We start from the raw sequence: 12,357 nt of genomic DNA on the forward strand, positions 1-12,357 counted from the left end.
CACCTTTAATTTTTATAAAGAAAATATTACATTCTTCAATTGATATTTTTATATAGATAATTTTTGTTTATTAGAATTTTTATTTTATGCAGATTTTTGTCGGGATGAGGGCAACCCGACCTACGCGATTATGTCGCATTTATTTCGTCTTATTCCACTCATAATAAGTTTTAGCCTTAGAGATATTCGCATACTCAAAGCGAACTTCCTCTTTTTTAAGCGTAATAGTGAAACCTGTTTTATCAGCTTTTAAAATCAGACCTTTCTCTTTATCACCACCATGAATTTTGAACTTAACTCTCTCACCAATAGCCGACATAAAATGTGTAGAATTTTCTAATTTTCTCTCTATTCCAGGGGAACTAACTTCAAGATAATAACCACCATGCATAGGAGGATTCACATCTAAAAAAGGAGAAAGCTCATTTGAAATCTCTGCACAAAGGTCAAGACTCACGCCACCCTCTCTGGTAATAAAAACTCTAAAGACAGTATTACTATCCTCTTGAGCTGTTTCAGTACCATAAAAGTTAGCACCATTTGCCTTAACTATTTTGCCTATCTGTTCATCAAGACTCATCTGCATCCTTACTTTTTCTTTTACCTATCTCTTTAAATAGTGCTTCTATACTAGCTACTCTCTCCAATTGGTCATCAAAGTCAAAAGTAAACTTAGGAGATTTGAACCAACCTTCACTCTCACGAACATAGGTCGAGAGATAGCCAGAGACTGCACGAAGCTGCTTCAGTGCTTCACCCTGCTCTTTTTCATTTAAATATGATTTATCCAGATAGACCTTTGCATCATATCGTCCACGAGAGCAGACAACCTCTGTCACACTCAAACCATTTATACGATTATCGTTCATTCCTGAAAGAGCTTCAGGAATCAGCTCTACCAAGCGTGACTCCGTTCTCTTTCTTTTTATCTCTTCTTCTTTCATTTTTATTCCTAATTAAGGGCAGAGACATCGCTCTACCCCTACAATAAAATTAGATTAATCTAATTTTACCTGCTCTTCTACCATTTTGAAGGTCTCAATAACATCACCCTCTTTAATATCATTATAGTTATGAAGCATAATACCACACTCGAAACCATTCTTGACCTCTTTGACATCATCATTAAATCTCTTAAGAGAAGAGATGGTTGTCGTGTAAATGACAACACCATCACGAATAAGTCTAACACCTGCGTTTCTAACGATAGAGCCATCAGATACTTTACAACCTGCAATGGTTCCAACTTTTGCCACAGTAAATGTCTCTCGAACCTCTGCTTGACCAGTAACCTCTTCAGAGACAACTGGACTCATCATACCACCAAGTAGTGCTTTTACATCATCAAGAAGCTCATAGATGATGGAGTAAGTTTTAATCTCGACACCAAGCTCTTTTGCTTTTTTCTTGACCGAACCAGTAGGTCGTACATTAAATCCAAGGATAATAGCATGTTCAGAAGCATCTGCAAGTTGAACATCACTCTCTGTAACACCACCCACACCTTCATGGATAACATTAACTTTGACCTCTTCATTTTTGAGCTCTGCCAAAGTACCTTTAATCGCTTCAAGAGAACCTTGAACATCTGTCTTGATAATAACAGGAAGAGACTTAAGATTACCCTCTGCAATAATTGCTGATAGGTCATCAATAGTGACTTTTGTACTCTTTGAAAGCTCTTTGGTTCTAGTATATTCAGCTCTTTTGGCAGCCAACTCTCTTGCCTCTTTTTCAGAGTCCATCACCACAAGAACATCACCTGCTGTCGGAACTGACGAAAGACCTACAACAGCAGCAGGAGTACTTGGTCCAATTGATTTTGTTTTTGTTCCATCATCAAGCATCATAGTTTTAACCTTACCAAAGGTTGTTCCAACTACAAAACAGTCTCCAATATTTAGAGTACCGTTATGCACGATTACATTAGCCGTAGCTCCAAAACCTTTTTCAAGTGAAGACTCAACAACAACTGCTTTTGCATTTCTAGTAGCATCAGCGGTAAGCTCCATAACCTCCGCAGTGAGAAGAAGTGTCTCAAGAAGCTCATCAATCCCCTCACCAGTGTGAGCAGAAACAGGAATAAACTCATAATCTCCTCCCCACTCAGAAGGAGTAATCTCTAATTCTGATAGTTGTCCTTTTACAAGTTCTGGATTTGCACCCTCTTTATCCATTTTGTTAATCGCTACAACAATTGGAACACCCGCCGCTTTTGCGTGAGAGACAGCCTCTTTTGTCTGCTGTTTCACACCATCATCAGCAGCAACTACGATAATAACAATATCAGTTGCCTGAGCTCCTCTTGAACGCATCTCTGTAAAGGCTGAGTGACCAGGGGTATCTATAAATGAGATTTTTTTACCATTTTTCTCAACTTGATACGCACCAACATGCTGTGTAATTCCACCTGCCTCTTTGTCTGCTACTTTTGTCTGTCTAATTCTATCAAGAAGTGAAGTTTTACCGTGGTCAACATGCCCCATAATTGTAATAACAGGTGGTCTCTCTTCTGGATTTTCATCCTCTATAGCATCATAAACTTTTACATAATCAAGAGCATCAAGAGGGTCAATAGTATGCACCTCTACATTAAACTCTTCTGCTAGAATCTCTATTGAGTCTTTATCAAGGAAATCATTTTGAGTAAACATCGTTCCAAGAGTAAAGAGAACCCCAATTACTTCACCCGTTGTTCTTCCAACTTTTTCAGCGAACTCATAAACTCTTACATTTTCAGGAATCTCTATTGATTTAACCGCTTCTGAACTCTCCTGTTTTATATATCTCTTCTTTTTTCCACCTCTTCGTAGCCCTGATGGTCTTCGACGGTGCTGTCCACCACCTCTTCCACCTCGTCCTTGTGTTTGTCCACCAGCGGCAGCTCTCTTTTTAGCTTCCTCTTTTCTCTTCTGCTCTTGCTTCATCATATCTTCATAGATATTTTTATCCGAGAAGTCAAGCATCATTACTTCTGGTTCCTCTTCAACTTCTGTAACTTGGCTACGACCTGACCCAAAACTAGAGTTTGACATAAAGTTTAATTTCTCACCAGTATCTTTTGCCTGAGCTACTCTTTTAATTTTTTTCTTAGATGGAGGAGTTGGCATTCCTGATGGTCTTTTCTTAGTAATAGCAATATCTTTTTCAGGTTTTCTATCGTCTACTATTCTAATCCTCGGTCTCTCTCTATCAGCCTTCTTAATGACTGTAATACCAATTCTTTTTCGCTTAATTTTTGGCTTGACCTTAGGTTCTTCTTTTTTAACCTCTTCTTTTTTAACCTCTTCCTCTTTAGGAGTAGTCTCCTCTTTCTTTACTTCATCTACTTCCACTTTAGGCTTCTCTTTATCTTGTAGAGGCTTAGGCTCTTCACTCTTATCTTTACTAAGCTTTACTTCGGGAATTTTCACTATAGGCTCCTCTTTTTTAGGAATCTCCTCTTTTTTATGAATCTCCTCTTTTTCTGGAGTAGGTACTTTGGAAATGGCTCTCTTCACAACTACTATTTTTTTAACTTTAAGAGTCTTCTTCTTCTCAGGCTTGACTCCATTGATTACATAATCAACCAATATACCAGCCTGATCAACTGTTACAGTACTATTTGCTGCCTTTACATCATAACCTAACTCTTTAGCTTTTTCAATAAGATCGGCATTTGATGCACCTGCTTCATTTGCTATCTCTTGGATTTTAATTCTATCCATTCTTATCTAACTCCTTTAAATACTTAACAAACCGTTCACTATCATCTATAGAGAGTCTAAAACGCTTGGTTAAGCCTTTGATTTTTTTCTCATTTGTACCACAAATTTTACATAAATAAAAACTTCTACCTTGTCCTGTATAGGGGAAAATATTATTGTTATCTTGTTGTAGTCGTATTAACTCTTTTTGCAGTTCTCTTTCTCTACATGCTATACACATCCGTATAGGTTCATTTTTTCGCATAATTATACCCAATTAATGTTATTAACTCTTTGAAGTTATACCATAATTATCAAGAGTCTTAGTAAAAACCCTGTATTTGGGGAAGTTATTCTCTAAAGTCTCTTGAATTTTGGCTGAATCATCAGCATAACAGAGTGTAAAAAAAGTTGAACCACTTCCTGAGAGTGTACTCATCAAAGCTCCATTTGCCAAAGCAATTTTCTGCACACTAAACAACTCTGGCACCTGTTTCATTCTTCTTGTCTGATGTAACTTATCTTTTGATGCGATTTTAAGCAAATCCCAAGACTCTGTCATAAAAAGAGAAGTCATAAATGATGAACGGGAGAGAGAGTAGACCACCTCATCTTTTCTATATATATCAGGTAGTATTTTTCGAGATTTTGCTGTTGATATAGTTCTATTTGGAACAACCAAAACAGCCCTTAGATACTCAGGAATTTTTCTCTTTTTACTATAAACCTTCTTCTCCTCCACACAAGCAACATTAAATCCACCCATAACAGCAGGAGTGATATTATCAGGATGTGGCTCATACTCCAAAGCGAGATTCAGTATCTTTCGCTTATTGTATCTCTCACCAGAAGCGACAAATGATGCAGTAAGTGCAGCTGTAATTACGGCAGAAGATGAGCCTAAACCTCTTGATATAGGAATACGATTATTAAACTCAAATCTAAAATTATCTCTCTTGCCTTTGAGTTTTTGATACTGCTTATTGAAGATATTCATAAATAGAATATTTTTGCGAATATGTGGATTTTCTGAGCCCTCTCCACGAGTCGACACAGAGAAAAAACGAGATGGTTTTATCGTTATCTCATTACGAAGATTTATAGCCAATCCAAGGGTATCAAAACCTGGTCCAAGATTTGCTGATGTTGCTGGTACAGATACAAACAAAGTGGTTCCTTTGCTGATGTCATAATAGAGGGTAGACACATGGGTCTACCCCTACATATTACACGGCAGGTAGAATATACGCTGGTTTATTATCGTCTAAAATCGTTACTTCACTCAACATGGAAGGTAATTCAAACCGTTGCTCTACTGCTTCATCAAATTTTTTTGTTATTATAGTATCTTTTTCTTTGATAAAGTATAGTCTACCCATAGCTTTAATAGGAGTTTCAGAATTGAGCGAAAAAGCATCACAACCCGCAATCTCTATACCTCTCATGATTTCCAGTGAACGAAGCGTAATATAGGTAAGCTTTATCGCCATATATGAGCCTGGACCACTTGTATATATCACACGACCATACTTATACTTTTCAGCTATCTCCATTAGAAGTTTAAGAAGAATCTCAGAAGTTTTCTCTTCTGACTTGATATTCTCTATTAGTACTCCATCTTTATAAACACCAATAAGAAGTGGTGAGGCGATGGCGACAATAAGAATTTCGTATCTAGGCAAAACTTTTTGCAAACTCTCTACTTTGTACTCTGTTTAGAGTTACCATCTCATAATTAGTAGCATCTGCCAAGAGCTTAACAGTCAACTGATGGTTAAGTTTGTGACTACCTGCAAATGAGGTGTAAGAACCTAGTATATTATGCCCTGTCACCATCATATCACCCATAGCATCGAGAATCTTATGCCGTGCAAACTCATTATCAAATCTCAACCCCTCAGGATTCAGAACTTTTTCATCATCTAATCCAATAGCATTATTCAAACTTGCACCAAGAGCTAGATTGATACTCTGTAGATATTGAATATCCCTAGCAAAACCAAAGGTTCTAGCCCTTGCTATCTCATCAATAAATGGCTTCGTCCCAAAACTATAAGATTGCGACTGCTGACCAATCACTGGATGTGCAAAATCTATCTCAAAGTCAAAGGTAGCTCTACTACTTGGCTCAATTCGCACAAACTTATCACCATCTCTCACTTCAACTCTTTTCTTAATCCGAATAACTCTCTTAGAAGCACTCTGCTCCTCTATCCCTGCCTCATCCAGAAGCAGACAAAATGAAGAGGCTGACCCATCCATAATTGGCATCTCATTCCCATTCACTACAACACGAAGATTATCAATACCATAAGCATAAATAGCCGATAAAAAGTGTTCTATGGTAGATATAGTACCCTTATCAGAACCAATCACAGTAGCCATCTGTGTATCAACAACAGAGGATGGAGAGAGAGGAATGCTCACGGCTAAATCTTCTCGATAGAAGACAATCCCTGCATCAACACTAAGAGGTTCAAGTCTCAATTTAATAGGCTCACCCTTGTGAAGTCCTATCCCTACAAGCTCAACTGGCTTACTGATTGTTCGTTGGTTCATAATATATTCCTTTATTTTAAGAACCATATTATAACATAATTGTGATTTTTTTGTAAATCATAATTTTTTCATCTATTTAAATATTTTTGGCTTATTTTTAACTTAAGATGTTATATTGTCATATAAATAAGACTAAAATAGTCCTAGATAAAACTAAGGAGCATAAAATGCCATACAATGATTTAAATGCAGAAGAGATAAGAGTCATAGAAAATAGAGGTACAGAGATGCCATTCTCTGGGAAATTCAGTAGTTTTTATGAAAATGGAGTCTACACCTGTCGTAAATGTAACGCCCCTCTTTTTAACTCAAACGATAAGTTTGATTCAGGTTCAGGATGGCCAAGTTTTGATGATGCAATAGCAGGAGCGGTAAAAGAAGTTCCTGATGCTGATGGAAGAAGAGTAGAGATTGTTTGTGCAAACTGCGATGGTCACTTGGGTCATGTTTTTAAAGGTGAGCAGATGACACCCAAAAGCACAAGACACTGTGTCAACTCTATCTCACTCGGTTTTCAATCTAATAATGAAAACAGCAAATATAAAAAAGCCTACTTCGCCGCTGGATGTTTTTGGGGTGTTGAGTACTGGTTCCAAAAACAAGAGGGAGTTATATCAGCTGACTCAGGATATATGGGTGGATATACAGAAAATCCCACCTATCAAGATATTTGCTATAGAGATACAGGTCACTTAGAGACTGTAGAGGTTACTTATGACCCAAAAATCGTATCATTTGAGAGACTAACCAAGCTTTTTTTTGAGACCCACAATCCTGAACAGACCAATGGTCAAGGTCCAGATATAGGTTCGCAGTACCTATCTGCCATCTTTACCAATGATATAGAAGAGGAGGATATAGCTCAAAAGCTAATAAATCAGCTTGAAGATAGAGGGATGAATATCGCAACTATGTTCAAAAACGCCAATGCACATAAGTTCTATATAGCAGAGCATGAGCATCAAAACTACTATAAGTTAAGAAATTCCAAGCCATATTGCCACTCTTTTATAAAAAGGTTTTAATTTTTAGCTATTATTTCAATAAAGTCAAAGATTTTATTAAAGGATTTTTATAAAATGAAATTTTTAAAACAGCTATTTAAAAAGAGGATAGAGACTACTCTAACCATAACATCGACTAATGGTTTTCATCTGCGACCCATTGCCAAATTTGTTAATGAGGTTAAAAAGTTTAATTCAACTATAACTATTATAGCTCATAACAGAGAGGTATCAGCGACTCAAGTTCCTAAAATTTTAGCACTTGCATTGGAAAATGGTGAGAGCTTTACTTTGAGATGTGTGGGAGGTGAAGCCCAAAAAGCTAGTGAACACCTATCCTCTTTTTTTGTGCGACTTATGGAGGATGATAAGGTTGTTGAGGAGATTGAACAGGAAGAGGAGCGTTATGAAGGGTCTATCTTAACTGGACAGACTATTGCTAAGGGGGTTGCTATTGCTCCTATTGTGAGGGTTGAGAGGGTTGAGCAGGAGGGCAGACACATTGGTCTGCCCCTACGGGATGCCATTGTGAAAACGGAAGAAGAGCTATCGCAATTGTATAAGGAGAATAGGACAAAAGATGAAGCTCAAATCTATTTAGCTCAAAAAGAGTTGCTTAACTCTGAACTATTTGATAAAAATTTTGACAATATAGATGAAGAGATAGACAAGTTAAAAGGTACAGCATTCGAGTCAAGAATTGCTGACTACCAAGACTTAAAACAGAGAGTTTTATCATATATGGGAATAAAAATTGAACTAAAACTCCCTGATACTCCATATATATTATTAGCAGACGAGTTACTTCCAAGTGATATAAGCACTATAGCCAACACACCCATCCAAGGAGTAATCCTACAAAAAGGAACACCAACCTCTCACGCCTCTATTCTCTTGCGTTCAGAAGCCATCCCCTCTCTAATTATAAATAAAAATTCGGAATCGGAGGCTTTAGCCCCGAATATAACGAGGCTAAAGCCATCGGTTCCTAGTCTATTAGATGCAAACAGTGGAAACCTCATTCTAAAACCAACAGAAAATGACCTAAAAAAAGCAAAAATAAAACAGAAAAAGTTCAAAGAGCAACAAAAGCAGAGCTACCAAAAGCGTTTTGAATCCACCCAAACAAAAGAGGGAAAAGCGATTCAAGTCCTAGCAAATATAGCCGATATAGCGTCAGCCAAAGAGGCAAAAGAGCAAGGAGCAGATGGAGTAGGACTATTTAGAACAGAGTTCCTATTTACAGAGACCAAACCCAGCTTAGAACAACAGACCAAAGCCTACACAGATATATTTGAACTATTTGACAACATAACCATCAGAACCCTAGACATAGGTGGAGACAAATCCCTACCCTATATCAATATAGAAAAAGAGGATAACCCATTCTTAGGCATAAGAGGCATAAGATTCTCCCTACAAGAAAAAATATTATTCAAAGAACAACTCCTAGCCATATACAAAGCCGTAGGTTCGGTAACACCGAACAAAACCATAAAAATCATGTTCCCAATGGTAAGCAATACAAAAGAGTTCACCCAAGCAAAAAACATAGCCCAAACAGTAGCCAAAGAGAACAAGATAGACATCAGCAATATCCAATTCGGAATCATGCTAGAAGTCCCATGTGTAATCTTCGCCCTAAAAGAGTTTGACCAACTAGTAGACTTCTACTCCATAGGAACCAACGACCTAACTCAATACCTCTTCGCCATAGAGAGAACCCACCCTACCCTACAAGTAGATGCCACCTCACCCATGCTAATGTCTGCATTGGAAACCATCGTCAAACAGGTCAACAAACCCATCAGTATCTGTGGAGAACTTGCAGGAGTTGAAGAGGCTACGGTTGAACTTATAGAGATAGGGTATGATACTCTTAGTGTCTCATCTAAACTTATACCATCGTTAAAAGAGAGAATCCGATTAAGCCGATAAATCTAATCGATTTATGTCAGGCAGAGGGCAGTTCTACCTACTCACATCACCTCCCCAATCAAAACATCCCGATAGACCAACTCATTATAATACTCATTCCTCACCACCCCAAACATCGTCACAAATATAAGTCGAATATTATAACGAGACTTAGTCTGCTCATTAAAAACAGAAATCTTATCTCTTAGCTCATAATAATATTTTTTCGAAATACTAAACTTATCATCATGATATTTACACTCTATAATATCTATGTTTTTACTACCATCGGTGTACTCCAAAAGCATGTCTATCTGAGTACCTTTTTCTCCCTTGTGACTCCAGTAGTGCGTTTGAGTATTGACCCCTGAAACTCCCAATACCTCTTTTATCTCATCGGTATGGATATGACATATATTCTCAAATGCAAATCCAGACCATATTTTATACTGTTGAGAAAGAGCGACATTTCTCCACTCTATATTTTGGTGCTTCTCCATCCATTTGTTGTAAAAATAGGAGAAAGAGTCTGTCGCCCTATATACCTTTTCTCTTGTTGTCTTACCAAACTGGGTAACAGAGGTGATAAAACCTGAAAGTTCAAGCTCCTCTAAAACTTTTTTGACCACAGAGGCTGATGTGTTTAACGCTTGGGCTATATCTTTTTGGATATAACCACTCCATTTAGATGAAAGTAGATTCATCACCTTATAGTGCCATTGTGAGTTTTGGAATAGTGACTCATAAAGCTCTTGATACTCTGTAACAAGCAGACCATTCCTACTAAAACATTGAAAACTTATATTTTCCAGTTGATGTTTTGTGCAGTCCATATCATTGATATATTTTGCCACACCACCTAGAACTATATAAGTATCGACTATAGATTTATTGCTATATCTACAATTTTTAGCCTCCAAAAGTTTTTTGGTTGCTCTCAATTTAAATGGTTGCATATTTAACTTCTGTGTTACTCTATTGTGCAGTGTTTTTCTATTTTTGACAATCCTGTTTATCATATAAGAGGTGGCAGAACCACAAACTATGAGAATAATATCACTCTTTCTTGTACAAAAATCGTTCCAAAACTCTGAAAAAGCACTCAAAAAACCTGACCTATGTGTGTCAAGCCACGGAAGTTCATCTAAAAATATTACTTTTTTTTCACTACCCAAAGAGCTTATATAATCCTCTAAGAGGAAAAAAACATCTTGCCACTCTTTTAATCTACCAACAGCTACAATCTCACCTCTTGAAGCTCTCTCTATCTTTCTAACAAAAGCGTTTATTTGAGTAGCTTTAGTCGCTCCATAAACACCTGTGACTTCCAAGCTCAATAAATTATTCTCTTTGATAAAGTGCCGTACCGTCTCTGTCTTCCCAACCCTTCTTCGACCATAGACAACTGTAAACGAGGAGGATTTTTTAGTTAATAAACTGCTCAACTCACTTAACTCTTCTTCTCTAGCTACAAACATAAAAAACTCCTACTAGTGGATTATTTAGTTATTATAGCGAATTATCTACTACTTTTCATGAGGTAATTCGCACTAACTATCTATTTGCACGAATTAACTCTGTTTTTTTCATAGATAATTCGCAGTAATAATAAAAATTATGCTACCATTAGAACAAAAAAATCTAGGCTCAACAATGTTTAACTTCTTCCAAAAAATAGGCAAAGCCCTAATGACCCCCATCGCTGTACTACCCATAGCCGCCATACTCTTAAGACTCGGTTTTGGAGACATCTTTACAGGAGAGGTAGCCGATATTATGAAGGTAGCAGGTGAAGCCATATTTTCAAATCTTGATATGCTTTTTGCTGTTGGTATCGCTTATGGTCTAGCCAAAAACAATGACGGAGCAGCCGCCCTATCAGGTGCTGTTGGGCTTCTAATCTCAAAGGCTGTCTATCTACAGATTGACCCTAAATTAAACATGGGGGTATTTATCGGTATCATCATTGGTATCTTAGCAGGTACACTCTATAACCGTTATCACACAATTAAACTTCCCGAATTTCTAGGCTTCTTTGGAGGAAAACGGTTTGTACCTATTGTCACAGCCCTCTCGGCTATTCTAGTCGGTGTCTTAGCAGGATATTTTTGGCACTATCCACAGAGTGGAATTGATGCTTTTTCTCACGCTATTATCAACCTTGATGAGATAGGAAGCTTCATCTATGGAACTCTAAACCGACTACTCATCCCACTAGGACTACACCATATCCTAAACTCTGTCTTCCTTTTCCAAGTAGGAGAGTACGAATATATCAAGGAGGGAGCGACAGTAGTAGCCAACGGAGACCTGCACCGTTTCTTCGCAGGTGACCCAACAGCAGGAATCTATATGGCAGGATTCTATGTGGTTATGATGTTTGGACTACCATCAATGGCATTTGCAATATATCTAACTACAGCTAAAGAGGAACGAAAAAAAGCAGGAGCGATTCTTGTAGGTGTCGCTTTTACCTCATTTCTCACAGGAATAACTGAACCACTAGAGTTCCTATTTCTATTTATAGCCCCCCTACTCTTCTTGCTTCATGCTATATTAGCTGGACTCGCTGTGGCATCTGCCCACTTCTTGGATATCCATCACGGTTTTGGATTCTCAGCAGGTCTATTTGACTATGTTATCAACTATAAACTTGCTACCAATCCGATACTTATTTTACCTCTTGGATTGTTTTTTGGATTTGTCTATTTTATACTCTCCTACTATACTATCAAGATATTCAAAATCACTATCTTTGAAGCTAACAACAATAGTACAGAAAAAGTAGAAAGCTCAAATGAAGCAGAAGCATTTATAGAGGCTCTTGGGGGTAGAGATAATATCATAGATACAGATGCTTGTATTACACGACTTCGAATGCAGGTCAAATCATCCAAAGAGTTGCACGATGAAGCGTTTATGAAGCTTGGAGCTAAAGGGGTTATCAAACCTAATGAGACTACCATTCAGGTAGTTCTTGGAACCAAGGCGGAGAAGGTAGCAGAGATGATAAAGGATGCTATGTGATAGACTTCTTGCAAAACTTTTTGGAATCGGAGACTTTAGTCCAATGCCAATGAATTAAGCTTTTTTTTGAATGTAATAGTTCGGGTGTAAACACGCCGATTCCGTAAAAAAATATTGCATATACGGAAACGATGGCTTCAGCCTCGCTAATTCATTGGCATTGG

11 protein-coding genes are annotated in these 12,357 nt (G+C 37.5%); 3 read left to right on the top strand and 8 right to left on the bottom strand.

Annotated features, from left to right (window positions below):
- Positions 1-139: 139 nt before the first annotated feature.
- From rimP to lpxC, 7 genes are read right to left on the bottom strand one after another with little or no spacing between them, the layout of a single operon-like run.
- Positions 140-580, bottom strand: a complete 441-nt coding sequence (rimP, locus tag GSY74_RS02500) for a ribosome maturation factor RimP (protein ID WP_164663537.1) — start codon at positions 578-580, stop codon at positions 140-142.
- Positions 570-944 carry a 30S ribosome-binding factor RbfA gene (rbfA, locus tag GSY74_RS02505; RefSeq protein ID WP_164663538.1) on the bottom strand — a complete coding sequence of 125 codons (375 nt, stop codon included), beginning with the start codon at positions 942-944 and terminating at the stop codon, positions 570-572. The genes rimP and rbfA overlap by 11 nt, the downstream gene beginning before the upstream one ends.
- Before the next feature lie 54 nt (positions 945-998).
- Complete coding sequence (gene infB, locus GSY74_RS02510) at positions 999-3,707, bottom strand: translation initiation factor IF-2 (RefSeq protein ID WP_164663539.1); 2,709 nt, start codon at positions 3,705-3,707, stop codon at positions 999-1,001.
- Positions 3,700-3,951, bottom strand: coding sequence for a DUF448 domain-containing protein (locus GSY74_RS02515; RefSeq protein WP_164663540.1), 252 nt, complete (start codon positions 3,949-3,951; stop codon positions 3,700-3,702). The genes infB and GSY74_RS02515 overlap by 8 nt, the downstream gene beginning before the upstream one ends.
- Positions 3,952-3,972: 21 nt before the next feature.
- On the bottom strand, positions 3,973-4,854 hold the full coding sequence (gene thrB / locus GSY74_RS02520; protein ID WP_164663547.1) for a homoserine kinase: 882 nt from the start codon (positions 4,852-4,854) through the stop codon (positions 3,973-3,975).
- Positions 4,855-4,912: 58 nt separating this feature from the next.
- Positions 4,913-5,380, bottom strand: coding sequence for a hypothetical protein (locus tag GSY74_RS02525; RefSeq protein ID WP_164663541.1), 468 nt, complete (start codon positions 5,378-5,380; stop codon positions 4,913-4,915).
- Positions 5,361-6,245, bottom strand: a complete 885-nt coding sequence (lpxC, locus tag GSY74_RS02530; protein ID WP_164663542.1) for a UDP-3-O-acyl-N-acetylglucosamine deacetylase — start codon at positions 6,243-6,245, stop codon at positions 5,361-5,363. The genes GSY74_RS02525 and lpxC overlap by 20 nt, the downstream gene beginning before the upstream one ends.
- 167 nt (positions 6,246-6,412) lie before the next feature.
- On the opposite strand from lpxC, the gene GSY74_RS02535 reads away from it, so the two are divergent.
- Both GSY74_RS02535 and GSY74_RS02540 read left to right on the top strand, forming a co-directional pair.
- Positions 6,413-7,270 carry a bifunctional methionine sulfoxide reductase B/A protein gene (locus GSY74_RS02535; RefSeq protein ID WP_164663543.1) on the top strand — a complete coding sequence of 286 codons (858 nt, stop codon included), beginning with the start codon at positions 6,413-6,415 and terminating at the stop codon, positions 7,268-7,270.
- Positions 7,271-7,324: 54 nt separating this feature from the next.
- Entirely contained in the window at positions 7,325-9,187 is a 1,863-nt protein-coding gene (locus tag GSY74_RS02540; protein ID WP_164663544.1) for an HPr family phosphocarrier protein, read from the top strand.
- A gap of 41 nt (positions 9,188-9,228) precedes the next feature.
- Here GSY74_RS02540 and GSY74_RS02545 read toward each other — a convergent pair whose 3' ends face one another.
- The gene (locus GSY74_RS02545; RefSeq protein WP_164663545.1) at positions 9,229-10,644 is read right to left on the bottom strand and encodes an ATP-binding protein; all 1,416 of its coding nucleotides are present in this window, start codon (positions 10,642-10,644) and stop codon (positions 9,229-9,231) included.
- 175 nt (positions 10,645-10,819) lie between these two features.
- Between GSY74_RS02545 and GSY74_RS02550 the strand changes: the two genes are divergently transcribed.
- Entirely contained in the window at positions 10,820-12,193 is a 1,374-nt protein-coding gene (locus tag GSY74_RS02550; protein ID WP_164663546.1) for a PTS transporter subunit EIIC, read from the top strand.
- The last annotated feature ends 164 nt before the right edge of the window (positions 12,194-12,357 follow it).

Source organism: Sulfurovum sp. bin170 (assembly GCF_010892395.1).
Taxonomy (GTDB): Bacteria; Campylobacterota; Campylobacteria; order Campylobacterales; family Sulfurovaceae; genus UBA1140.